At 60.0% G+C, this 22,698-nt stretch carries 25 protein-coding genes and 1 pseudogene; 21 read left to right on the top strand and 5 right to left on the bottom strand.

Annotated elements, in window-relative coordinates:
- Positions 1–311 (bottom strand): hypothetical protein (locus EXR36_09870; GenBank protein ID MSQ59925.1); only part of this gene is annotated, 311 nt, incomplete at its 3' end.
- A gap of 335 nt (positions 312–646) precedes the next feature.
- Here EXR36_09870 and EXR36_09865 point away from each other — a divergent pair.
- From EXR36_09865 to EXR36_09855, 3 genes are all read left to right on the top strand, one after another.
- A complete protein-coding gene (locus EXR36_09865) occupies positions 647–1,114 on the top strand; it encodes a MaoC family dehydratase (GenBank protein MSQ59924.1) in 468 nt (155 codons plus the stop codon).
- Positions 1,111–1,353 (top strand): hypothetical protein, encoded by a 243-nt coding sequence (locus EXR36_09860; protein ID MSQ59923.1) that lies wholly within the window; start codon positions 1,111–1,113, stop codon positions 1,351–1,353. The genes EXR36_09865 and EXR36_09860 overlap by 4 nt, the downstream gene beginning before the upstream one ends.
- Positions 1,354–1,633: 280 nt before the next feature.
- Positions 1,634–2,320: a class I SAM-dependent methyltransferase gene (locus tag EXR36_09855; protein MSQ59922.1), complete on the top strand. Its 687-nt coding sequence runs from the start codon at positions 1,634–1,636 to the stop codon at positions 2,318–2,320.
- On the opposite strand, the gene EXR36_09850 is transcribed toward EXR36_09855, so the two are convergent.
- A complete protein-coding gene (locus tag EXR36_09850) occupies positions 2,317–2,802 on the bottom strand; it encodes a hypothetical protein (GenBank protein MSQ59921.1) in 486 nt (161 codons plus the stop codon). The genes EXR36_09855 and EXR36_09850 overlap by 4 nt on opposite strands.
- On the opposite strand from EXR36_09850, the gene EXR36_09845 reads away from it, so the two are divergent.
- The 8 genes from EXR36_09845 to EXR36_09810 all read left to right on the top strand — a co-directional run bounded on the left by EXR36_09845 (position 2,702) and on the right by EXR36_09810 (position 11,097).
- On the top strand, positions 2,702–3,940 hold the full coding sequence (locus EXR36_09845) for a branched-chain amino acid ABC transporter substrate-binding protein (protein ID MSQ59920.1): 1,239 nt from the start codon (positions 2,702–2,704) through the stop codon (positions 3,938–3,940). The genes EXR36_09850 and EXR36_09845 overlap by 101 nt on opposite strands.
- 15 nt (positions 3,941–3,955) lie before the next feature.
- A complete protein-coding gene (locus tag EXR36_09840; GenBank protein ID MSQ59919.1) occupies positions 3,956–4,825 on the top strand; it encodes a branched-chain amino acid ABC transporter permease in 870 nt (289 codons plus the stop codon).
- A 38-nt stretch (positions 4,826–4,863) separates the two neighbouring features.
- A complete protein-coding gene (locus tag EXR36_09835; GenBank protein MSQ59918.1) occupies positions 4,864–5,763 on the top strand; it encodes a branched-chain amino acid ABC transporter permease in 900 nt (299 codons plus the stop codon).
- Complete coding sequence (locus EXR36_09830; protein MSQ59917.1) at positions 5,760–6,473, top strand: ABC transporter ATP-binding protein; 714 nt, start codon at positions 5,760–5,762, stop codon at positions 6,471–6,473. Before EXR36_09835 ends, EXR36_09830 begins: the two co-directional genes overlap by 4 nt.
- Positions 6,391–7,188, top strand: a complete 798-nt coding sequence (locus EXR36_09825) for an ABC transporter ATP-binding protein (GenBank protein ID MSQ59916.1) — start codon at positions 6,391–6,393, stop codon at positions 7,186–7,188. Before EXR36_09830 ends, EXR36_09825 begins: the two co-directional genes overlap by 83 nt.
- 239 nt (positions 7,189–7,427) lie before the next feature.
- Positions 7,428–8,321 (top strand): NAD(P)-dependent oxidoreductase, encoded by an 894-nt coding sequence (locus tag EXR36_09820; GenBank protein MSQ59915.1) that lies wholly within the window; start codon positions 7,428–7,430, stop codon positions 8,319–8,321.
- Positions 8,318–9,550: an FAD-dependent oxidoreductase gene (locus EXR36_09815; GenBank protein MSQ59914.1), complete on the top strand. Its 1,233-nt coding sequence runs from the start codon at positions 8,318–8,320 to the stop codon at positions 9,548–9,550. Before EXR36_09820 ends, EXR36_09815 begins: the two co-directional genes overlap by 4 nt.
- The gene (locus EXR36_09810; protein MSQ59913.1) at positions 9,547–11,097 is read left to right on the top strand and encodes an acetolactate synthase large subunit; all 1,551 of its coding nucleotides are present in this window, start codon (positions 9,547–9,549) and stop codon (positions 11,095–11,097) included. Before EXR36_09815 ends, EXR36_09810 begins: the two co-directional genes overlap by 4 nt.
- Positions 11,098–11,169: 72 nt before the next feature.
- Here EXR36_09810 and EXR36_09805 read toward each other — a convergent pair whose 3' ends face one another.
- The 3 genes from EXR36_09805 to EXR36_09795 are packed head-to-tail and all read right to left on the bottom strand — an operon-like array spanning position 11,170 to position 13,557.
- Positions 11,170–11,607, bottom strand: coding sequence for a hypothetical protein (locus EXR36_09805; GenBank protein MSQ59912.1), 438 nt, complete (start codon positions 11,605–11,607; stop codon positions 11,170–11,172).
- A 22-nt stretch (positions 11,608–11,629) separates the two neighbouring features.
- Positions 11,630–12,427 carry a hypothetical protein gene (locus tag EXR36_09800; protein ID MSQ59911.1) on the bottom strand — a complete coding sequence of 266 codons (798 nt, stop codon included), beginning with the start codon at positions 12,425–12,427 and terminating at the stop codon, positions 11,630–11,632.
- Positions 12,274–13,557, bottom strand: a complete 1,284-nt coding sequence (locus EXR36_09795; protein ID MSQ59910.1) for a ribosomal subunit interface protein — start codon at positions 13,555–13,557, stop codon at positions 12,274–12,276. The genes EXR36_09800 and EXR36_09795 overlap by 154 nt, the downstream gene beginning before the upstream one ends.
- Before the next feature lie 135 nt (positions 13,558–13,692).
- Here EXR36_09795 and crcB point away from each other — a divergent pair, with 135 nt between their 5' ends.
- The 10 genes and pseudogenes from crcB (at position 13,693) to EXR36_09745 (ending at position 22,484) form a co-directional block, all read left to right on the top strand.
- Positions 13,693–14,022 carry a fluoride efflux transporter CrcB gene (gene crcB, locus EXR36_09790; GenBank protein MSQ59909.1) on the top strand — a complete coding sequence of 110 codons (330 nt, stop codon included), beginning with the start codon at positions 13,693–13,695 and terminating at the stop codon, positions 14,020–14,022.
- A gap of 1 nt (position 14,023) precedes the next feature.
- A complete protein-coding gene (chrA, locus tag EXR36_09785) occupies positions 14,024–15,385 on the top strand; it encodes a chromate efflux transporter (GenBank protein MSQ59908.1) in 1,362 nt (453 codons plus the stop codon).
- A gap of 127 nt (positions 15,386–15,512) precedes the next feature.
- Complete coding sequence (locus tag EXR36_09780; protein MSQ59907.1) at positions 15,513–16,295, top strand: sulfite exporter TauE/SafE family protein; 783 nt, start codon at positions 15,513–15,515, stop codon at positions 16,293–16,295.
- 3 nt (positions 16,296–16,298) lie between these two features.
- Positions 16,299–17,960 carry a nitrite/sulfite reductase gene (locus tag EXR36_09775; protein MSQ59906.1) on the top strand — a complete coding sequence of 554 codons (1,662 nt, stop codon included), beginning with the start codon at positions 16,299–16,301 and terminating at the stop codon, positions 17,958–17,960.
- A complete protein-coding gene (locus EXR36_09770) occupies positions 17,944–18,432 on the top strand; it encodes a DUF934 domain-containing protein (GenBank protein ID MSQ59905.1) in 489 nt (162 codons plus the stop codon). The genes EXR36_09775 and EXR36_09770 overlap by 17 nt, the downstream gene beginning before the upstream one ends.
- A 10-nt stretch (positions 18,433–18,442) precedes the next feature.
- The gene (locus EXR36_09765; protein MSQ59904.1) at positions 18,443–19,174 is read left to right on the top strand and encodes a phosphoadenylyl-sulfate reductase; all 732 of its coding nucleotides are present in this window, start codon (positions 18,443–18,445) and stop codon (positions 19,172–19,174) included.
- A gap of 16 nt (positions 19,175–19,190) precedes the next feature.
- Positions 19,191–20,105 (top strand): sulfate adenylyltransferase subunit CysD, encoded by a 915-nt coding sequence (gene cysD, locus EXR36_09760; protein ID MSQ59903.1) that lies wholly within the window; start codon positions 19,191–19,193, stop codon positions 20,103–20,105.
- Positions 20,105–21,382, top strand: coding sequence for a sulfate adenylyltransferase (locus tag EXR36_09755; GenBank protein MSQ59902.1), 1,278 nt, complete (start codon positions 20,105–20,107; stop codon positions 21,380–21,382). The genes cysD and EXR36_09755 overlap by 1 nt, the downstream gene beginning before the upstream one ends.
- The gene (gene cobA / locus EXR36_09750; protein ID MSQ59901.1) at positions 21,382–22,140 is read left to right on the top strand and encodes a uroporphyrinogen-III C-methyltransferase; all 759 of its coding nucleotides are present in this window, start codon (positions 21,382–21,384) and stop codon (positions 22,138–22,140) included. Before EXR36_09755 ends, cobA begins: the two co-directional genes overlap by 1 nt.
- 110 nt (positions 22,141–22,250) lie before the next feature.
- Positions 22,251–22,484 (top strand): annotated as a pseudogene (locus tag EXR36_09745) (hypothetical protein).
- The last annotated feature ends 214 nt before the right edge of the window (positions 22,485–22,698 follow it).

The raw sequence follows: 22,698 nt of genomic DNA, 5'->3' as shown, positions 1-22,698 counted from the left end.
AAGCGGTCTTGAATGGCCTGGCGCTTGGCGAAGATTCTCTCCGCTCCTTGTATATAGGCGTCTCGAGCGTCCTTGTCCTCCTTGTTTTCCTCGGTCATCGCCAAAATCGAGTTTCGGACCTCGCCCCAGATGGTGGCAAGGCATTTGCCGAGACGTTCCTGTGCCATGGTTTGGCACTGTGTGAGGATTTCCTTGGCTTCCTCGTCGTCCAAGGGCGTACCTTGCTCATCGTGAGTGGCAGCCGAGCGCTGGATTGAATCCTTGCGCTTGCCACGCTTTAAGCCGGTTGCCTCTATGATTTCATTGCTCATATATGGATGACTGAATTTCTAACGCTGTGTTTGCATCAAGTTCATGGGCGTGGGGTGCGCAAAGCAGCGAATACCGGGCCACTCGGCAGAATGGCCGCACATGCGTTACCGGGGTCCCCGCCAACGCCCGCCAAGTGCTCCCGCAGAGCTGCTGGGGTAACCCATGGCCAGCATTTTCTCCCAACTCAGTTATCTGCCCGCCAGAGGAGAACTTGAGGCCTGTAAAGCGGTGCAAGGATGCGCCGCGCGCCTGGGCTGGCTGCCTAGCGTGGGTTGGCCCAGGGCGGTTCGTGGGTGTCCATGTGCGATACTCGGCCAGTTTTTTTGCGCATGCCATGGCTTATAAGTTCTATTTCGAAGACTTCAAGGCGGGCGATGTCATCGCAATGGGGGCACGCACGCTTGAGAAACACGAAATCATCGCATTCGCCCGCCAATTCGACCCCCAACCTTTTCATATAGACGAGGAAGCGGCCAAGGAGTCGGTGTTTGGCGGGATTGTCGCCAGCGGCTGGCATACCTGCGCGCTGGTGATGCGCATGATGTGCGATAGCCATCTGAATGAATGCGCGAGCCTGGGCTCGCCTGGGTTGGACAACATCCGGTGGCTCAAACCCGTGCGGCCGGGGGACACCATCCACGCGCGCCGGGTGATTCTGGAAACCCGTGTTTCTCAAAGCAAGCCCGGCACGGGTATCATCAAGAGCCGCTGGGAAGTAATCAATCAACTAGGTGAGTTAGTGATGACCATGGAGGGTTTTGGAATGTTCGGGCGGCGCGGGCAGGAGGATTCAAGCTCATGACGGTCCACCTTAATCACAAAGTGCACGTTCTGTTCCGCCGCGAAGACCTCGACATGGCGCGGTTGGAAAATAAGGAGGTGATCGTGCTCGATGTGCTTTTCGCCACCTCGGCCATGATCACTGCCTTGGCTCACGGTGCCCGCGGCGTCATCCCCACCCTGGACGAATTGGGGGCGCGCGAGGCGGCTGCCCGTCATTCGCCGCAATCCTACGTGCTCTCGGGCGAACTCCATGCGTAAACGATTCCAGGTTTTGTATCGCCCACACCATTGGTATTGATCGGCCACGGAGTGCGGGACAAGACCTTGAGGGCACCTCTAATAATCACTTTTCTACGACGGATCTACAGGCCGGGGACATTCTTCTTTTGCACGACGGCAACGCCGCGGCTACTCGAACAGGCCATTCGGTGATCCTGGAAGTTCTGCCAAAGTTGTTGGAAGCCACGCGTGCCCAAGGGCTGAAGCTCGTGACCTTGCGGGAGGCCGTGCCGCGAGCGCCTCGCAGGCATGGACGAGTTTGCTTGACGAGGCCTCGCGGCCATACCGCCAAGCTGGCCAGTTCGCGTGGCGCTTTGCGCGGGGAAAATTAAGCGCGGATACTGCCTTTCGCCATATCCTGGAGCACGGATTGATCGCACCCCGGTCGCGAGTGCTGGATCTGGGGTGCGGGCAGGGCCTGCTGGCGTCGCTCCTCAACGCCGCTTCGCACATGGAGGTGCGAGGCGCATGGCCGCGAGAATGGCAACAGCCTCCCATCTTTTCCCAAGTTCACGGCATCGAGTTGATGGAGGCCGACGAGCGGCGCGCACGCGAGGCACTGGGTTCGCAGGCGACATTCGTTCAAGGCGATATTTGCACCACCCCCTTCGGTCCGGCCAATGTGATGGTGATTCTCGATGTGCTGCACTACATTGGTTACGATGCCCAAATTCAAGTGCTAAGCCGGTTGAAGGAATCGCTGAATACGGGTGGTCTGTTGCTATTGCGCGTGGGTGATGCCGCGGGCGGCATGCCCTTTCGCATCAGCAATTGGGTGGATCGTGCCGTCACCTTCGCGCGGGGCCACCGCTTGTCCCGGCTTTATTGCCGAACTCTTTCCGAATGGACCGGAGAACTGGAAAATCTGGGATTCATGGCCGAGCGCCGCCCAATGAGTGCCGGCACTCCTTTCGCCAATGTTCTGCTGGTGGCGCGCCGGGGCTAGGTCAATGGCTTGACCGCTTGGTACTCGGACAATACTCCGCCTTGCACGTGGCGGCAAACCTCGCTGAAACCCGCGTGCAGAACGGTGTTCAGCACTTGCTCGGGCGGCACGCATGCCTCGATGGTGTCCCAGTAATAGCGCATGAGCTTGGGCGTACTAGGTGCGCTCGCCACCAACCGGCTTAGAGCTGGAACGACGCCGCGCATGTAGATGCGCAGCAGAAAATTTCTGGCGCGGCCCGCGGGCGCCGTGATCTCCAAGATGCAAACACGCCCGCCGGGTTTGAGTACCCGCCGGTCCAGGGCGGCATCGCCGCCTTGGGCGTTCCGATACTGCATCCCCTGATATAGTTGCGAGATCGAGCACAAGGGGGAGAAGAAAATGATATTAAATAGGGTGCAAGCCTGCCTTGCATTGGCGGCCAGTCTTGCAATGCCGGCGTTAGGCAACGCACAGAATCCAATTCGCGTCGGCTTATCCATTGCTCAGACAGGGCCTTTGAGCGGGGCTGGAAAATCCGGGCTGTTGGCATTGCAGATCTGGCGGGACGACGTCAATGCCAAAGGCGGTCTCCTGGGGCGTCCAGTGGAGTTGGTGGTCTACGATGACCAGAGTAATCCGTCCACCACGCCTGGCATCTACACAAAATTGGTGGACGTGGATAAGGCCGATCTGCTGATTGCGCCCTATGGCACCAATCTCACTGCCCCCGTCATGCCCCTGGTGAAGCAGCGCGATTTGTTGCTGATGGGTAACTTCTCCCTGGATGCGAACGCCCAGATCAAACACGACAAGTACTTCAACAACGCGCCTTGGTCCTCGGCCAAGGCGATGGCGCAAGCATACCTCGCCTTAACCGGTCAACTTGGCGTGAAGACCATCGCCATCCTGGCGGCGGACGCCGAGTTTGCACAGACCATCGCGGGCGGTGTCCGCCAAGGCTTGAAGGAGCGTGGCCTGGAAAGCGTGTACGACCAAAACTATCCCCCTAACACGGTGGATTTCTCTTCCATGTTGCGCGCATTGCGCGCGAAGAAACCCGAAGCGGTGTTCGTTGCGTCCTACCCGTCGGACTCGGCGGCCATCATTCGGGCGTTGAACGAAACCGGCGTGGGCAGCAGCGTCAAAATCTTCGGCGGGGCAATGGTGGGATTGCAATATACGACGTTGATGGAATCGCTAGGTTCCATGTTGAACGGGGTGGTGAACTTTCACGCGTGGGTACCGGAAAGAACCATGGACTTCCCTGGGGTGCGCGATTTTCTCGCGCGCTATCAAGCCAAGGCCAAGGATGCCAACGTGGATGCTTTGGGGTTCTACATTCCGCCATTCGATTACGCCATAGGACAAATTCTGGCGCAGGCGGTGAACGCGACCAAGAGCCTCGACAATAAGGTGCTGGCCAAATATTTGCGCGAGAACGAGATGAAAACCATCGCCGGGAATTTTCGCTACGGCCCCACCGGCGAATGGGCCTCGCCCAGGGTCATATTCGTGCAGTTTCAAGACGTGCTGGATAAAAATACCGATCAGTTTCGCTCGGCGGGCAAGCAGGTCATCGTGGGGCCGGCCGCCTACAAGACCGCCCCAGTGCGGCCTTTTAGCGAGATCCGGCGCTAAGCCTGCTTCAGCGCCGTGTCCTTCGATCTACTCGCTGAAGCCCTCATCGCCGGCATATTGCTGGGCTGCTTTTACGCGGCGGTGAGTATCGGCCTTTCGGTAGCCTTTGGCCTGCTCTATGTTCCCCACATCGCGCACCCCGCTTTTCTGGTGCTGGGCGCCTATGGTGTCTACGGCATCAATCAGGCTGGGGTGGATCCCATACTCGCCGGCGTCATTCTTTCGCCCTTTTTCTTTTTTCTGGGAGTGGGCGTCTACCGCTTCTATCACGCCGTGTTCGAGAGGCGCGGAAGCGATGCCGGCCTGCGCGGACTGGCGTTCTTTTTTGGCGTGGCCTTCATCGTGGAGGTGGCGCTCATCTTGAATTACGGTGTGGACCAACGTATGGTGCAGGCGAGCTACATCGGCCAAGGCTTGTCCTTGGGCGATTACCGCTTGCCCTATCGCATGCTGGTGGCTTTCGCGGTGGCGCTGGGCTTGACGGTGCTATTGTCCCTTTACCTTTCCCGTACCTTCATGGGCCGGGCCATCAAGGCGGTGGCGCAGGACGAAACCGGGCTCGCGCTCATGGGCGCCAACCCCGTGAAGGTGAAGCAATGGGCCTTTGGCATCGCGACGGCGACATGCCCCATCGCCGGTGCGTTGTTGATCGTGATTGGCCCCGTCGAGCCAGGGTTGGGACGCTTGTACATCGGACGCTGTTTTTGCGTGGCCGTATTGGCCGGGCTGGGCAGCATGAAGGGTACGCTCGCGGCCGGAGTCATCCTCGGCATCGCGGAGAGCCTCGTGCTCACTTCCATGGGTGCCTCGTGGGCGCCAGCCGTCGCTTTCGGTTTGCTGCTGGCCGTGCTCGCTGTTAGGCCTACCGGATTGTTCGGCCGGTGACTAGCACGCACCGAAAGTTCGGCGCTGGGGCCGCGGTCATGCTGGGCGCCGCTTTGCTGCTGGGCCAGTGGGTGACCAACGAATACTTTTTTTTCGCTGGCTACGTCGTGCTGCAGTTCGTGGTATTGGCTACCGCTTGGAACATCTTGGGTGGATACGCCGGTTACGTAAACTTCGGCTCCGGTGCCTTCTTCGCGGCGGGGGCCTACACCTCGGTGGCTTTGATCAAGGGTTTCGGCGCGCCGCTATTCGTACAAGTCCTGTGCGCGATGCTGGTTACCGCGCTCATGGGCGGACTCATCGGTGCCATGACGTTGCGCTTACGCGGCATCTTCTTCTCCATCGCCACCGTGGCCATCGCCGTCATCCTCGAAACCGTGGTGATGAATTGGGGATTGGTCGGTGGTGCGCGCGGCATCACTGTATTGCAGCCGGAGGCCCCGGCGTGGTTTACCTCGTACAACCGCTTCTTGTTCGTGTTGATGGTTATTTTCGCCATCGCGGCGGTCACCGCTGCCCGCTACATCGAGCGATCCTGGATCGGCCGCGGCCTGCGCGCGCTACGCGACAACGAGGAGGCCGCCGAATCACTGGGCGTGCCGACCATGAAACTGAAAGTGTTCTCCGCCGCGGCGTCGGGGGCCTTGATGGGTTTGGCTGGCTCGACGTTTCCCTTGTACATGAGTTTCATCGAGCCCACGTCTGCCTTCAGCTTGAATTACGCCGTGTCGGCGCTGGCGATGCCCATCATCGGCGGCACCTCCAGTTGGTTGGGTCCGGTGATTGGCGCGCTACTGTTGGGCTCCGTGCAGCAAATCGTCACCGTCACCATTTCCTCGGAGCTCAATGTGCTGGTGGTAGGCGGGCTGCTGGTGTTTTTCGTGGTGGCCGCGCCCCAAGGCATTCTGGGTTTACTGCGGCGCGGGGAGCGCCAGTGAGCACTATTCTCGAAGCGCGTGGCATTCACAAAAACTTCGGTGGATTCGCGGCGCTGTCCAACGTTGGACTAAGGGTGGATGCGGGCGAGCGCCTTGGACTCATCGGCCCCAATGGGTCGGGAAAAACCACGTTGATCAACTGCATCGCCGGTGCAATGCCTTGCGATGCTGGAAGCGTTCGGTTCGAGGATTCGGAGATCGGCGCCCTGGCCGCGCACCAGCGCGCAAGGTTGGGGTTGGCGCGCACTTTTCAGTTGCCGCGACCTTTCTCCAGCATGACGGTGCTGGAGAACGTTTGCGTGCCCTTGGAATATACGGGTGCGCGCGGCGCTGGGCAGGCGCCAAGCGCGCTCGAAATATTGCGGGAAGTAGGCTTGGCGGAGCAGGCCCATGCGTTGGCGAATTCTCTCACGCAGGTAGACCTGCGCCGTCTGGAATTGGCGCGCGCCTTGGCCGTGGGACCCAAGCTACTCATATTGGACGAGGTCATGGCGGGGCTTTCCACCAGCGAAGTGGACGCCGTGCTGAAGCTGGTGCTTCGTCTGAACGAACAGGGGATCGCAGTGCTCATGATCGAGCACATCATGCATGCGATCATGAAGTTCTCGCAACGGGTGGTGTGCCTCGATGCGGGCCAGATCGTGGCCGAGGGCGTGCCCTCGGCGATCGTTGCCGATCCCATCGTACGCAGGATCTACCTCGGTGCTTGAGATCGAGAATCTGCATGCCGGCTACGGCGCGGTCAGCGTGCTGCAAGGCGTTTCCTTGAGCGTGCGTGCCGGCGAGACGGTGGCCTTGCTGGGAACCAACGGCAACGGCAAGAGCACGCTCATGAAGTGCATCATGGGCTTGGTGCAGACGAGGCAAGGTTCGGTCACCCTCGATCTCGATGGCGAACGCATCGCTCTCACGGGGAAAACGACGGAACAAATCGCCAGCCTCGGTGTAGCCATGGTGCCCGAAGGCCGGCGGCTCTTTCCGAAACTCACGGTGCGGGAGAATCTCCTGCTGGGTGCATTCCGCGCCGAAGCGCGCGCGCGGATCGAGCGCAGCCTCGAGCTTTGCTATGAGGCGTTTCCCATGTTGCGCGAACGCACTCGGCAATTGGCCGGTAGCATGAGCGGGGGGCAGCAACAGATGCTCGCCATCGCCCGCGCTATCATGTCCGCGCCAAGGCTGCTGTTGGTGGACGAGCCCTCTGTCGGCCTTTCTCCCGCCTTGGTGACGCAGATGATAGATACCATCGCCCAGATGAAGGAGCGTTTCGGGCTGACGGTATTGATGGCGGAACAGAATTTTCATGAAGCAAGCCGCATCGCTGGCCGCGGCTATGTAATCGTGCACGGGCAGATCGCATTCGAGGGAGCGGACATGAAGGCGTTGCGCGATAGCGATTTGGTGAAGCGCTACTACTTAGGTGGGTAGGGAGGGGCGGTTGATTGCCAAAGTAAGGCGAAAGGCCTTCAACGCAAAGACGCAAAGAGAGAAAAGATGGATGAGAACGAGTGCTCTAATTCTATCGTTGACTGCTCCTTAATTTTCACGCTGCCGTGATGCGAGACGGCGTAAAGCGCGTAGTAAATAACCTCTAGAATTTGGTTTCCTTTGCGTCCTTTGCGTCTTTACGTTAAGTGTCTTTTCTTGTCCTTCGATAGGGGAGTGAAATGAGTAATAAACCAGCGATTGGCTGGATCGGAGCTGGACGAATGGGCGTGGCGATGGCAGGATTTATTCTGAAGGCGGGGTATGCCGTCAAAGTCTATAGCCGTAGCGCGGAGAGCCGGCAAAAGCTGGTAGCCCTGGGCGCGACGGAGGCCCTGTCGGTGGCGCAGTGCACACAGGGATCGGATATCGTGTTCTCGTGCATCTCCGATGATGCGGCCCTGCGCGAAGTGGCGTTGGGGGGCGGCGGTGTGCTCGCCAACGCCAAGCCCGGCGCCATATTCGCCGAAACGAGCACGGTATCCCCGGAGGTATCGGCGGAAGTGGCGCGCGCGGCACAGCAACGCGGGGTGCCTTATTTGCGCTTACCTATTTCTGGCAACGCGGCATCCGCCATTAAAGGCGAAGTGACCGTGATGGTTTCCGGCCCTCAAGACGCGTGGGCGGCCGTGAAACCAGTAACGGAGACTTTCAGTAAAGGGCAGATCTATCTCGGTACCGCGGAAGAAGCGCGGGTGATGAAGCTCGTGGCCAACTCCATGGTGGTGACCATGGCGCAAGGCATGGCCGAAGCGCTGACCCTGGGCCGCAAGGCGGGGCTCGATTGGAATACGATGCTCGATACCTTGGGGCAGAGCACGATTTCTTCGCCTTGGTTGAGAGCCAAGGTGGGACTCATGAAGGTGCGGGATTTTTCTCCCACCATGACCTCGCGGTTGATCATGAAGGACATCGATCTCATTCTTTCGGCGGCAAAGCACAACGAAGTACCCATGCCGCTCACCTCCGCGACACGGCAGTTGGTTCAGGCTCTGGTGGGGGAGGGATATGCGGAGGAGGATTACATGGCGCTTATCAAATTGGCCGAAAAGCAATCGGGGATCGAGTCTTCATGAGCGGAAAACGAGTATTGATCGTGGGAGGCTCTCTTGTCGGGCTCCTCGCCGCCAACCTATTTCATCGCAGGGGTTGGGACGTGCAAGTCTTCGAGCGCGTGTCCGAGGACTTGGAGGGCCGGGGGGCGGGCATCACGATTCTTCCGGGATTGGAGAGCGCGTTTCAAGCGGCGGGCGTGGAAGAGACCGAGAGTTCCCTGGGCGTGGTGATGCCCGCGCGCATCGCAATCGACAAGAAGGGCAAGGTCGTGGCCGAACGAGAATTTCGCCAGGTGATGACCTCGTGGGGGCGGCTCTTCGAGATCTTGAAGAAAATATTTCCCCCCGAGCGTTATCGCCAAGGCATGGCCTTGGAACGTGTCGAACAACGTAGCGGGGGCGTGACGGCGGTCTTCTCCAATGGCAAGCGCATCGACGGCGACTTACTCATCGGCGCGGACGGATTGCGCTCCACCGTGCGTACTCAGTTCCTGCCGGACTTGAAGCCCGCTTATTGCGGGTACATTGCCTGGCGTTGTCTGGTGGACGAAAGAGAATTGCCCGCGAAGGAATTCGAGAATCTGTTCGAACGCTACACGGTGTGCGTCGCGCCCGGTGCGCAGGCCATCGCCTATCCCGTGCCCGGCCCGGGCTACAACACCGAGCCCGGCAAGCGGCAGTTCAACGTGGTGTGGTACCACCCGGTGGACGAACACAAGGACCTGCCGCGCTTCTTTACCGACGATTCGGGTTTTTATCACGCCAACGGTATTCCGCCGGCACTTTTCAGCAAGCGCATTCAGGACGAGATGATGGAAACGGCGCGTCGCGTCTTGGCGCCCCAATTCGCCCTTGCCTTGGAGCATGGGCGCTGGCACTTCTTTCAGCCCATCTTCGATCTGGAACCCCGTCAACTCGTCTTTGGCCGCGTGGCCATTGCGGGCGATGCCGCTTTCGTGACGCGCCCGCACACCGCCATGGGCGTACCCAAAGGTGCCGGCGACGTGATGGCGCTGATTCGAGGATTGGACAGCGGAGATACCGATGCAGCGTTGCGCTATTTCGAAAAAGAGAGATTGCGCGTGGGCCGCACTATCGTCGCGCGCGGACGCTACCTCGGCGCCTATATGGAGGCCCAGCTAAAATCGAAAGCGGAGCGCAGCCGGGCCGAAGCCGCGCGCGTTCCCGAGCAAGTGATGATGGAAACGGCCGCGCCGCTCGACTACGAGGCGATGTCCTTGCAGTCATGAACGGCGCCGAGAGTTTGGTTCGTACCCTGGTCGGGGGCGGGGTGAATCTGTGCTTTAGCAACCCCGGCACCTCGGAGATGCACTTTGTGGCGGCGCTTGATAAGGTCGAGGGCATGCGCTGCGTGCTTGGCCTCTTCGAGGGGGTGGTTACCGGGGCTGCGGATGGGTACTACCGGATGTCGGGTAATCCGGCTTCGACGCTGCTGCATCTTGGCCCTGGTTTGGCCAACGGACTCGCTAATCTGCACAACGCCAAGAAGGCGGGGTCCGGTGTGATCAATATCGTCGGCGAACACGCCACCGATCACATCAAACACGACGCGCCGCTCACTTCCGACATCGAGGGCATCGCGCGGCCGGTGTCCCATTGGGTGAAGACTTCGGCGTCGGCGGCTGATGTCGCCGGTGACGGCGCGCTGGCCATTCAAGCGGCCCGGCGGGCTCCGGGACAGATCGCAACTTTGATCCTCCCGGCCGATACGGCGTGGAATGCAGCGCAAGGTATGGCGTCCACCGCGCCCGCGGTAGGGAGGGTCGCGGTATCGCAAGACGCCATAGCGCAGTCGGCGCACGCACTGGCCCACGGTTTTGCGTCGTTGTTGCTGCTCAGCGGAGCGGGATTATTGGAGTCTTCCCTTTTGTGGGCGGGGCGCATCGCGGCGAAAACGGGGTGCCGCATCATGGCGGCGGGCTTTAACTCACGGATTCAGCGCGGGGCAGGGCGCGTGCACGCCGATCGAGTGCCATATGTGGTCGATTCCGCGCTTAACGCCTTGAAGGGCGTTCAGCATGTGGTGCTGGCCGGTGCCAAGTCTCCCGTTTCCTTCTTCGCTTATCCCAATAAGCCCAGCGTTCTGGTGCCCGAGGGGTGCACCGGCACCAAGCTCGCGGGTGTGGAAGAAGATATCGAAGCTGCCCTGGAAGCGCTTGCCGAGGAACTCGGGGCGCGAAATACGCCGCCGGCATTTGTCGCGCAACCAAGGCGGCCGGAGTTGCCCACTGGACCGGTGACGCCGGAAGGTATTGGTGCCGTGCTGGGGGCTTTACTACCTGAACACGCCATAGTGGTGGATGAATCCGTAAGCGTTGGCCGGGGCTTGTTTCCCCCGACGGCAGGCGCGCTGCCCCATGACTGGCTCAATAACATGGGAGGCTCCATCGGGTTCGGTTTGCCCGTTGCGATCGGTGCCGCCATTGCTTGCCCTGACCGCAAGGTCGTCGCCCTAGAAGGCGATGGGAGCGCCATGTACACGGTGCAAGCCTTGTGGACCATGGCACGCGAGAACTTGAACGTGACGATCATCGTGCTTGCGAACCGCTCCTATGCGATCCTCAAAGGCGAGTTCGCGGGCGTTGGCGCGGGTGCGCCAGGGCAGCGGGCCACGGACATGATGAGTTTGGACCGCCCAAATCTCGATTGGCTCGCACTGGCCAAGGGGCATGGTATCGAAGGCGGGCGGGCCAGTGACCTGGGCGGCTTCGCCCGAGAATTCACGCGCGCCTTGGCGCTCAAGGGGCCGTACCTGATAGAGATCCTGCTTCAATAAACTTTCCCCGCCGCCGGCCGATGAGCCCATCGCCACGAAGTAGGCAGCCTCCGCGATGGCCTGTGAAGAGAATCATAGGGCGGCGATTTGTTCGCGGTCTTGCCTTGAAGGCCGGGGATTGGACCGGGCGAGATTTCTGGTGAACAAAAGCATGGCGCGCTCGCGTTCGTTGAAATCGGCCAACTGCACACCGCGCTCGATCTGGCCGATCCGTTTGTCGGAATAGCCTAGGATGCGCATAGTCGCCCGTGTGGCGCCGTAACAATACCGGCAGGCATTCTCCTGGGCGGTTACCATGGCCATCATCGCGGCGAGGTTTCCGGTGATATGCATCATGGCGGGGTTTCCGAGCGCCAGCAGTACTTGTCTTAGCCAAGGACTGGGAGCCACGCGGCGCATGATGTCCAGCACCGAGCCCGCCTTCTTCTTGACTTCACGCTCCCAGTCGCGGTCCTCGAAAATCGGAACGATCGGTTCCTGCCAAGGAATCTGGTTGAGCGCAAGCGCCATGGTGCTCTCCTAGTGAAATAAACTAGACCCAGACTTGCAACACGTAATCGTAAGGTGCTTGGCCATTCATCATGTCCACGCGTTGCAGCTTGATTCTGCAATCCTCGCCGGTCCTCACCAACGTGTGCCGGTAGGTACCGCCGAAATGGCGCACGTTGTCGCGCCGCAGCTCCATCATCTGAAAGCGTGATCGTACCGTTACCTCTTGCTCCGAAAAAGACTCGATCACTACATTGCTCACCAGGTGATGGGTGCCCCACAAGGGCGCTTGCGACCAAGCGTTGGGATGGGTGATGCGGCCCATGCGAATGGTCATCAAGGATTTGTCCTCGGCGAAGATGGAAGGCGAATCGGTCCAGTCCGTTTGCTCCGGGGCGATAGGCATCCAGTACATACCCTCGCCAGCGAATAGATCGATGTAAGCCTGCCAATGTTTGCCATCGAGCAACTCGGCTTGGTGGTAGAGGAATTGTTCGGCTCGGTGTTGCAAATCCAAATCCTTGAGCGCGCTTCTGGCGGGGAGTACGGCCGGGCGATGAAGCGCACGCGGCGAGTGTTCGGGCGCGATGCTTTGGGCGCCGGTGTCGTCACGCTTGTCGTCCGAGATGACGACATGCTCTGCCAAACGGCGAGCCAACTCTTCTTGACTTGGCATGGCGCTGTTCCTTATGCGAGGTAGGTTACCCAGGCTTTGAATTGGTTGCGCATCACCGCCTCGGAAGTTCCCTTGTTGGAGTAGGTGATGCCGTCTTCCTCCGTATCGCCGCCATGATTGCGGTGAAAGCTGACCCAATCTCCGCCACGGGATTCCAAGCCCCATTGACCCTTGGTCCAATTTTCCAGATCGTCCGCGTTGATCATCGTGGCCGGGGAGTTCACCACATTGAAGTACCACAGGGCGCGGCGGTAGATGGCCTGGGGCACACCCTTCAAGCGGAAATGCCAGATTTCGGAGAGGGTCTTGTTCGGCGCCAGCGGCCGCAAACAGCGCAGTTGTTGCAGTGGAGACTGCACGGAAAGGTAGGGATACACCAGCACGTGATGAATGCTGCGGCCCAAATACTCCTCGGCTTTCTCGGGGCCATAGGCCCGGTACATGAGCGCTTCATACTCCTTGGTGTCGGGGTCTTGCGGCCGAAGGCCCATGTAGCCCTTCAAAATGCCGTGGCCACGAGGGAAGTTCACCGTCTGCACGGAATCCCACTTCTCGAAGGGCGAGGCGAAGGTGGAAAGGTAGTGGTAGTAAAGCGGAGTCGCGTGCCCGCCCTGGGCGAGCGCGCGCTCCTCCCGCCCTGCGGCGATGCCGGTGGATTGATGGGTCACGGAGGGATGCAAGGCATCCAACTGGTTTTCCATGAAGAACTTCCAATTGGAATGCTGGATTACGCGGTGGCAATAGGGCACCACTTCCACTGCGCCTTCGGGCGAGCGGTCGCACATGTCGTCGAAGGCGATGCGCGCATCGCCCAAAAATTCCAAGAGACCAGGACCTATGTCCCCCAAGCTCGCGAATACGAATCCGCGATAACTATCCACTCGTGCGGCTTGCTTTACATTGCAGTCGTGCCGGCCGATCTGTGTTCCATCGTAGCCGGATTGTAATGGCATGCTCTTCAGCGTGCCGTCCAGATGGAAACTCCAGGCGTGATAGGAACACACCAGGCTCGATCCGGCATTGCCCTTGAGGGCGCCACACAACTGCACGCCGCGATGGGGGCAACGGTTGTAGAGCACGCGAATCGTGTTTTCATTTCCGCGCACCATGACCATGGGCTGGCGGCCGATAAGCACGCTCTGGTAGTCTCCCGTATTCGGCACCTGCGACTCGTGCCCGCAGTAGACCCAAGTCCTTTCGAAGATTTGGGTAATTTCTTGGTCGAAGATAGCCTGGTCCGTGTAGACGCTGCGGTGGACTCGATCAGGTTCGACCAGGGCCTTTAGGTTCTGCATGGCAGTGTCCTTTTTGATTGGCGCGAGTATTGTGCCTCATCCCTTGACGACGAGGATCCTAGATCCCATGGAAAAACTGTGACCTCTTGGACGCATTGGTGTGCGGTGGGAGCGGGTGCCGCGGTAGGCGCATGGATGCGCTGGCTGCTGGCTTTGGCCTTCAATCCATTGTTCCCAAACTTGCCGTTGGGTACGCTCGCCGCGAATGCCACGGGCGGATTTTTCATCGGAGTGGCCGTGGAATATTTCACCGGTAACGCCGCAGTTCCTCCGGAAGTAAAGCTGCTCGTGGTCACCGGATTTTTGGGTGGCCTCACCACATTCTCGACATTTTCGGCAGAGGCTGTCGGGCTCATCGCGAAGCAACAGATCGGATGGGCATTGGCCCATGCCGGAGCGCATCTGGCCGCATCCCTTACGCTGACGGCGGCCGGGATTTGGGTCGTCAGATTGATGAGGGGGTAGCGTGCGCTCCCATATCGCGCCGGATTCCTCTCCTGAATCTCCAACCTTCAAACAAGCCTTACGCTTCTGGCTCTGGTTAGGTTTCGTCAGCTTTGGCGGTCCGGCGGGGCAAATCGCCATCATGCACCGCGAGTTGGTGGAGCGCCGCCGCTGGATTTCCGAGCGGCGCTACCTGCACGCCTTGAACTATTGCATGCTGCTTCCCGGCCCGGAGGCGCAGCAATTGGCCACCTACATGGGGTGGCTCATGCACCGCACCTGGGGCGCCATCGTGGCGGGCGGGTTGTTCGTGCTGCCATCGCTGGTTATTCTCATCGTGCTGTCCTGGATCTATGTGGCCTTTGGCCACCTACCTGTGATCGCGGGAGTGTTCTACGGCATCAAGCCCGCGGTGACGGCCATCGTGGTGCAAGCCGCTCACCGGATCGGTTCGAGAGCATTGCGCAATAACGCGCTGTGGGCCATCGCCGCCGCGGCCTTTGCCGCCATATTCTTATTGCACGTGCCGTTTCCCTGGATCGTTCTGGCCGCCGCCGTGGTGGGCTATCTTGGGGGCAAATACGCGCCGGCGCGCTTCAACCTGGGAGGTGGACACGCCTCTGCAAAGAAGAGTTATGGGCCCGCCGTGATCGACGACGACACCCCGGCACCACCTCATGCGGAATTCGCTGCCGTGAAATTCGCACGGGTGCTGTTGGTTGGCCTTGGACTGTGGGGCGGAGCAATGGCGTTGCTCACGGCTCTCTTCGGTTGGAACGGCGTCTTGGCTCAAATGGGTTGGTTCTTCACCAAGGCCGCCTTGCTCACCTTTGGCGGCGCCTACGCCGTGCTGCCCTACGTCTATCAAGGCGCGGTGGAACATCATCAATGGCTGAACGCCGCGCAAATGATCGACGGCTTGGCGCTAGGAGAAACCACGCCCGGACCCCTCATCATGGTGGTGGCCTTCGTCGGTTTCATCGGCGGCTGGACCAAGGCTTTGTTTGGTGGCGATGCCTTATTCCTGGCGGGCGCTGTAGCCGCCACGGTCGTGACCTTCTTCACCTTCCTGCCATCCTTCGTATTCATATTGCTCGGCGGCCCCGCCGTGGAATCCACGCGCGGTGACTTGCGCTTCACCGCGCCGCTCACCGCCATTACGGCAGCGGTAGTGGGCGTGATCCTGAACCTCGCGCTTTTCTTCGCGTATCACGTGCTATGGCCAAGCGGCTTTGAAGGCCGCTTCGAATGGATTTCGGCTTTGATCGGTGTCGCGGCTTTCATCGCGCTGTTACGCTTCAAGATCGGAGTGATTCCGGTTCTTACGGCGTGCGCGCTGGTGGGACTGGGGATTTCTCTTGGGGGATGGCTTCCAGGGTCGTAGGGCGCGTTCCATGAGCCCTTCGAATTGAATAGATATGCGTAAAGCGCATATCTATATCAGAACTAATTCGTTGTGAATCTATACCCCGTTGGTACGATCCGCCCCCATAAGACGAAGAGGCGGCGGTATGGATTGGCATTTCACCCTGAGCGGCTTGCTCGTGGGGACCATAGTGGGGATGACGGGGGTGGGCGGCGGGTCGCTGATGACGCCACTACTCGTCATGCTATTCGGCATCGCGCCCGCCGTGGCCATTGGAACTGACCTGCTCTATGCGGGCTTGACAAAGGCGGGCGGGTCGGTGGTACACCACCGGCAGCGAGGCGTGGAGTGGCAGATCGCACTGTACTTGGCGTTAGGCAGCGTGCCGAGCGCAACGTTGACAACTTTGGCCATTCGCCACTTCGGCCGCTACCAGGATAGCGTCTCGAATACGATGCGCTTCGGTTTAGGCGTTATGCTGCTCATCAGCGCGCTGTCGATTTTCTTCCGGGACCGGATTCATAGCCTCGTGCGTGGAGGCAATGCGAGCCGCTGGAACATCTCGGAACGGACACAGAATAGCGCCACCATCGGCCTGGGCGTCGTGTTGGGGTTCTTGGTGACCCTGACCTCCGTGGGCGCCGGAGCATTGGGAGCCGCGGCCTTGGCGCTGCTTTATCCGCGGCTATCCACGCACCAGGTGGTGGGGACCGATATCGCCCACGCCGTGCCCTTGACCCTCGTCGCGGGGGCGGGCCACATGGTGTTGGGGACAGTGAATTATTGGCTGCTTGTCAGCTTGTTGTTAGGTTCGCTACCGGGCATTTGGCTGGGCAGCCGGTATTGCGGGATGTTGCCCGAGCGGCCGGTGCGCAATTTCCTCGCGCTGGTCCTTCTCATCATCGGCGGAAAATTAGTTTGGGTGTGAGCCATGTACCAATATGACCCCATAGACCAGCGCATCGTCGACGAGCGCGTGGCGCAGTTTCGCGACCAGACGAAGCGGTTTCTGGCGGGCAAGCTGAGCGAGGACGAATTCAAGGGCTTGCGGCTGCGCAACGGTCTATACATACAGCGCCACGCGCCGATGTTGCGGGTAGCCATTCCTTACGGACTGCTCTCCACGCGCCAGTTACGCATGCTGGCGCATATCGCGCGCAAATACGATCGTGGTTACGGGCACTTCAGCACGCGTCAAAATATCCAGTACAACTGGCCCAAGCTGGAAGAGGTGCCGGATATTCTGGCGGACCTGGCCTCCGTGCAGATGCACGCCATTCAGACCAGCGGCAATTGCGTGCGCAACATCACCTCGGACCAGTTCGCCGGAATCGCACCCGATGAACTCGTCGATCCCCTGGTGTGGGCGGAGGTAATGCGGCAATGGTCCACTTTTCACCCGGAGTTCAATTTCCTCCCGAGGAAATTCAAGATCGCCATCAGCGGTTCGGACGAGGACCGCGCCGCCACCATGGTGCACGACGTGGGCGTATATGCGGTGCGTAACCCCCAGGGCGAAACGGGGTTCAAGGTCATCGCCGGGGGCGGCCTTGGCCGTACGCCTATCGTGGGGCACGTGATTCGTGAGTTCTTGCCATGGCGGCATTTACTGACTTACCTGGATGCGATTCTACGATTGTACAACCGCTACGGCCGGCGCGATAACCTCTATAAGGCGCGTATCAAGATTTTGGTCAAGGAGCGCACGCCGGCGAAGTTTAGGGAAGAGGTGGAGCAGGAATGGGCGCACCTCAAGGACGGCCCAGGAACCTTGATCCAAGAGGAAATAGACCGCATCAGCGCGCGCTTCAAGCGTCCCGAGTATCTTGCATTGCACTCGCCGGACCGCGAGCACGAGGCGCATCTGCGAGCCGATAAAGCCTTTGTGCGCTGGGTGGGGCGCAACGTGCACGCGCACCGGGCGGCTGGGTATCGTGCGGTGACCTTATCGCTCAAGAAGACCGGTATTCCCCCAGGGGATGCCACCGCGGACCAAATGGATGCCATCGCGGATCTTGCCGAGCGTTACAGCTTCGGCGAGGTTCGCGTTACTCACGAGCAAAACCTGGTGTTTCCGCATGTGGAGGAGCGCCGCCTGTACGACTTGTGGCAGGCGCTCAAGCCTTTGGGACTGGCGACGCCGAATATCGGCCTGCTCACCAACATGATCGCTTGCCCGGGAGGGGATTTCTGCTCCTTGGCCAATGCCGTGTCCATCCCCGTGGCGGAAGCCATCGCGCGCCGCTTCGACGATCTGGACTACCAGCATGACATCGGAGAATTGGATCTCAATATCTCGGGCTGCATGAATTCCTGTGGCCACCACCACGTAGGGCACATCGGTATTCTCGGAGTGGATAAGAATGGCGAGGAGTGGTATCAAATCACTATCGGAGGGCGCCAAGGCACGAAGGCTGCCATCGGCAAGGTGATCGGCCCGTCCTTTGCGAGGCAAGATGTGCCCGATGTGATCGAACGCCTGATCCGAATTTATCTGGAGGTGCGTGAATCGGAGGAAGAGCGCTTCGTCGACGTCGTCCACCGCATCGGTGTGGAACCTTTCAAGATCCGGGTTTATGAGCAAGTACATTAAGAACCGCCTGCTGGCGGACGATAACTGGACTCACCTAGGGGCGTCTTGTACCGAAATGCCCGCTGGGAATTGGATCGTTCCGCTGGCCTTCTGGCGTGCCAACAAGGAGCATTTGATGAGCCGGATTCATGAAACCGGCGTGATCCTGGAACCGGCCGAAGATCCCAAGGAATTGGCCGGTGTAGTGGGGCAATTGCCGGTGATTGCCATCCGATTCCCAAGTTTTACCGATGGCAGGGGTTACTCCAGCGCCCGGCTATTGCGTGAGCGCCATGGCTTCAAAGGTGAAGTTCGCGCCGTGGGGGACGTGTGGCGCGATCAAGTCTTTCTCATGGAGCGCTGCGGGTTCGATGCGTTTGAACTGCGCGAGGACCAGGATGTGGCGGTGGTGCTGGCCGCGTTCGAGGATTTCAGTGAAGTCTATCAAGCGGCCAATGACCGCGGACCGCTGTTCGCGCGCCGCTTTGGGTGAGGAAATTCCAATGGAATTAACGCAAAAAATCAATCGCACCCTGAGTCTCATTCAATCCGCGATCCAGGCCCACTCTCCGGCCACCATGGCCACGGCCTTGGGCCTGGAGGGAATGGTCATACTGGACATGATCGAGCGCGCGGGTTTGGAGATCGAAGTCTTTACCCTGGATACCGGGCGCCTTCCCGATGAAACCTACGCCTTCATGGATGTCGTGCGCGCCCGCTATAAGCGGCCCATGCGTGTGTACTTTCCGCAGCCGGCCCAGGTGGAGGAGTTCGTGCTGGCCCATGGCGTGAATGGTTTTTACAGGGGTGTGGACCTGCGCAAGCGCTGTTGCGAGGTGAGGAAGATCGAACCGTTGCGGCGCGCCCTGGCGGGCAAGAAGCTCTGGATCACGGGCCTTCGCAAGGAGCAGTCTGTCACACGAACCGATATCGAAGCGCTAGCCCATGATGAGATCAACGGGCTGATGAAACTCAATCCGGTGGCCGATTGGAGCGAGGAAGACCTTTGGGCTTACACCAGGTACTACGATGTGCCCACCCATCCCTTGCATAAGCAAGGGTACCCCAGCATCGGGTGCGCTCCTTGCACGCGTGCCGTCCAACCCGGTGAGGATGCCAGGGCGGGCCGGTGGTGGTGGGAGGAGCCCGAGTCCAAGGAGTGCGGCTTGCACTTCGATCCCACTGGTAAACTGGTTCGCGCCAAGCTTGTAAAAGGCGAGGGAGAGATGGTTTGACCGTGGTGGGGGATTCTTGAGGAACGTAGGCGATCAATCCTGGGCCCAGCTGGATGCACTGGAAGCGGAGTCCATTTTCATTTTGCGCGAAGTGGCGGCCGAGTGCCGTAATGTGGCATTGTTATTCTCTGGCGGGAAGGATTCCGCCGTGGTGTTACGGCTGGCCGAGAAGGCATTCTTCCCCGAACGGCTGACCTTTACGCTGCTCCACGTGGATACGGAGCACAACTTCCCGGAGGTCATCGAGTTCCGGGACCGCGTGGTCAAGGAGCGCAATTTGAACTTGGTGGTGCGCTCCGTGGGAGATTCCATCCGCAACGGCCGGGTGCGCCTGCGCCATCCCGATGAGCCGCGCAATCCCCACCAATCTGTCACGCTTCTAGACGCCATCGCCGAATTCGAGTTCGATGCCTGCATCGGAGGGGCGCGCCGGGACGAAGAAAAGGCGCGCGCCAAGGAACGGGTGTTCTCCTTCCGTGATGAGTTCGGGCAGTGGGACCCCAAAAACCAGCGCCCGGAAATTTGGTCCATCTACAATGGCCGCGTCCACCGCTGGGAGAACGTGCGCGTGTTCCCTATCTCCAACTGGACCGAGTTGGATGTATGGCAATACATCCAGCGCGAGGACATTGCGCTACCCAGCATCTACTTCGCGCATAAACGCTCGGTGATCCGGCGCAAGAACGCGTTGGTGCCCGTCACCTTCATAACCCCGGCGAAGGCTGGAGAAGTTATCGAGGAGCACATTGTGCGCTTCCGCACGGTGGGGGACATTACTTGCACCGCGCCGGTGGCTTCCACGGCCTCGAGCCTTGAGGAAATCGTGCGCGAAACGGAACTCACCACGCTCACCGAGCGCGGGGCCACGCGCTTGGACGATCAAACCACCGAAGCCGCCATGGAGTTGCGCAAGAAGGAAGGGTACTTTTAGTGAGGACTCATACGGGACTCTTGCGCTTCATCACCGCAGGTAGCGTGGACGACGGCAAGAGCACGCTCATAGGCCGCATGCTCTACGACAGCAAGAGCCTGCTCTCGGACCAGGTGAGCGCCCTGGAAGCTTCCTCGCGTAAGCGCGGAAGCAGCGAAATCGATCTCTCCTTGCTCACCGACGGCTTGCTGGCGGAGCGCGAGCAAGGCATCACCATCGATGTGGCTTACCGCTACTTCTCCACGGCCAAACGTAAGTTCATCATCGGAGATTCGCCGGGCCATGTGCAGTACACGCGCAATATGGTCACGGCGGCCAGCACCGCGGACGTGGCGGTATTGCTGGTGAACGCACGTGATGGGTTGCAGCCCCAAACCCGGCGCCATGCCTTCCTCGCGCGTTGGATCGGTATTCCCCGCATCGTGCTGGCGGTCAACAAGATGGATTTGGTGGATTGGTCGCGCGCACGCTTCGAAGTCATCGACTCGGAGTTTCAAGCGTTCGCAAGCTCATTGGGATTCAAGGGAGTCTTGTCCATGCCCATGTCGGCCTTGTTGGGGGACATGATCGTGGGGCGTGGCGAATCTCTAGGATGGTATCAAGGACCAGCGTTGCTGGAGTATTTGGAGAGTGTGCCGGCGCGCCACGACGAGGCGAGCGAATCCCTTCGTTTTCCCGTGCAGCGCGTGGTGCGCGCGCGCCGCGACAACGTGCAGAAGGGAAGTTGGTTCACCGAGGACGAATTTCGTGGCTATCAAGGCACCGTGGCATCCGGCCGCCTGCGAGTGGGTGACACCATTGTGTCCTTGCCCTCGGGTGCGCAAGCCAAGATCGAGGAAATCGTGACCGCGGGCGGGCAGTTGGACGAGGCCCCCGCCGATCGCGCCGTCACCGTGCGCTTGGACCGAGAAATCGACGTCTCGCGAGGCGACATGTTCGTCTCGGCCGAGGGTAAGCCGAAGGTCTCGCAAGAAATCGAGGCCGACGTGTGTTGGTTCGACGCGCAGCCTATCCTCATCTCCCAGCCCTACCTCATCAAGCAGGGTGTGAATAGCGTGCGGGCGAAGTTCGTGGGGCTGGAACATCGCATCGACGTGGAAACCCTCAAAACCATCCCTAATCCCCAGACCTTGGAGATGAACGACATCGCGCGCGTGAAGTTGAAGACCCTCAAGCCCCTCGTCTTCGATTTGTACGAAGAGAACCGCGTGACGGGTGCCTTCGTGGTCATCGACGAGCGCAGCAACCACACCGTGGGTGCCGGCACCATTCGCTAGTGCCGGGGACCGTTTATCTCGTAGGGGCCGGTCCGGGGGCCGCGGATTTACTGACGTTACGGGCCGCCCGATTGCTGGGGAAGGCGGACATCGTGTTTTACGACGCATTGGTGGAAGAAGCGATGCTCGATCTTTGCCCGCGAGCCATTAAGGTATCCGTGGGAAAGCGTTGCGGCGAGCGATCCACCGCCCAGCGGTTCATCAACCAGCGACTCATCGATGCTGCTCAAATTCATGCATGTGTCGTGCGCCTGAAAGGCGGCGACCCCATGCTCTTCGGCCGCGCGCGCGAAGAAATGGACGCGCTAACCGCCGCGAGCATTCAAGTTGAAGTGATTCCCGGCGTGAGCGCTGCCTTCGGCGCCAGCGCGGATTTGATGCAATCCCTCACGCAACGTGGCGTTAGCCGCAGCGTCCTTTTCGTGACACCCAGGGTGGGCCACGGGGAAACCGAGCATCCTTGGGCAAGAAGCGCCGCCGCCGCCGATACCGTCGTGCTCTACATGGCAGGCCAGCAGGCCGGCGCCATCGCCGAAGCATTGATGGCAGCGGGACTTCCAAGTACCCATCCCGCGGTCCTGATCGAGCATGCCACCTTGCCGGGAAAACGCATCATTCCGGCGCGCCTGTGCGATTTGGCGAACGCCGCGAAGCAACTCCAAGGCGGCCCGGCGTTGCTCTTTATCGGGGCGGTCTATGAAGAGTTGGTGGCCATAGCGGAGTTGTCTGAGCTGGATCTGACGCGGCATCCTTCCTAAGAAGGGTTTTCTCACTGGCTTATTGCCTTTTGGCCAATCCTGTAGGAACTGCGGCGTAACGACGACAACGCCTTGCTGTTCCAAGCCAACACCGTCAACTCGCGCGGGCCGAGGACGACGGCACGGCACGCGACAAGGTTTCGCGAGTCCAACGGCTGCGCACGCTGCGCGACCAGAGCGGCAAGGATTACGACGTCATCGCCTGCATTGCCGGGCGCGGGTTCAAGGTGCGTCGCGAGGACATGCGGCGGCTTCTCCAGGCCACGGATGGGAAGGTGTTCACGCTGGCAACAATGCCGCTGCTGGTCGAGAACACCCGTATCCGAGAATACAAGACCCGCTGAGAATGAAGCCCTAGCCCGGAATGCGGTTGCTTCCGTATATGAGCTGTATGGAAATATTGTTACAGCTCTTAAGGGCACCTCTAATAATCACTTTTCTACGACGGATCTCTTACCGCGTTAGCGAAATGAGTTTCATTCTCGGCCAGGTGACCTTCAGCCGGGTTATTTCGCGCCTTTCAAGGCGTTTTGCGAGCCTCTTCACTGGCTTTGTATC

Source organism: Betaproteobacteria bacterium (assembly GCA_009693245.1).
GTDB lineage: Bacteria > Pseudomonadota > Gammaproteobacteria > Burkholderiales > SHXO01 > SHXO01.
Note: the sequence above shows the minus strand (reverse complement) of the source record. Positions and strands in the feature narration are given on the sequence as shown.

Coding starts and splice junctions, on each gene's coding strand:
- EXR36_09810 (MSQ59913.1), top strand. CDS start 9,547: ATGAACGGCGCCGAGAGTTTGGTTCGTACCCTGGTCGGGGGCGGGGTG.
- EXR36_09825 (MSQ59916.1), top strand. CDS start 6,391: ATGCGGGCCAGATCGTGGCCGAGGGCGTGCCCTCGGCGATCGTTGCCG.
- EXR36_09815 (MSQ59914.1), top strand. CDS start 8,318: ATGAGCGGAAAACGAGTATTGATCGTGGGAGGCTCTCTTGTCGGGCTC.
- EXR36_09770 (MSQ59905.1), top strand. CDS start 17,944: ATGAGCAAGTACATTAAGAACCGCCTGCTGGCGGACGATAACTGGACT.
- EXR36_09835 (MSQ59918.1), top strand. CDS start 4,864: ATGCTGGGCGCCGCTTTGCTGCTGGGCCAGTGGGTGACCAACGAATAC.
- EXR36_09865 (MSQ59924.1), top strand. CDS start 647: ATGGCTTATAAGTTCTATTTCGAAGACTTCAAGGCGGGCGATGTCATC.
- EXR36_09820 (MSQ59915.1), top strand. CDS start 7,428: ATGAGTAATAAACCAGCGATTGGCTGGATCGGAGCTGGACGAATGGGC.
- EXR36_09860 (MSQ59923.1), top strand. CDS start 1,111: ATGACGGTCCACCTTAATCACAAAGTGCACGTTCTGTTCCGCCGCGAA.
- EXR36_09775 (MSQ59906.1), top strand. CDS start 16,299: ATGTACCAATATGACCCCATAGACCAGCGCATCGTCGACGAGCGCGTG.
- EXR36_09800 (MSQ59911.1), bottom strand. CDS start 12,427: ATGGGGCTTGGAATCCCGTGGCGGAGATTGGGTCAGCTTTCACCGCAA.
- EXR36_09795 (MSQ59910.1), bottom strand. CDS start 13,557: ATGCAGAACCTAAAGGCCCTGGTCGAACCTGATCGAGTCCACCGCAGC.
- crcB (MSQ59909.1), top strand. CDS start 13,693: ATGCGCTGGCTGCTGGCTTTGGCCTTCAATCCATTGTTCCCAAACTTG.
- EXR36_09805 (MSQ59912.1), bottom strand. CDS start 11,607: ATGGCGCTTGCGCTCAACCAGATTCCTTGGCAGGAACCGATCGTTCCG.
- EXR36_09780 (MSQ59907.1), top strand. CDS start 15,513: ATGGATTGGCATTTCACCCTGAGCGGCTTGCTCGTGGGGACCATAGTG.
- EXR36_09850 (MSQ59921.1), bottom strand. CDS start 2,802: ATGGATAAGCCGACGCGAATTGGATTCTGTGCGTTGCCTAACGCCGGC.
- EXR36_09845 (MSQ59920.1), top strand. CDS start 2,702: ATGATATTAAATAGGGTGCAAGCCTGCCTTGCATTGGCGGCCAGTCTT.
- EXR36_09765 (MSQ59904.1), top strand. CDS start 18,443: ATGGAATTAACGCAAAAAATCAATCGCACCCTGAGTCTCATTCAATCC.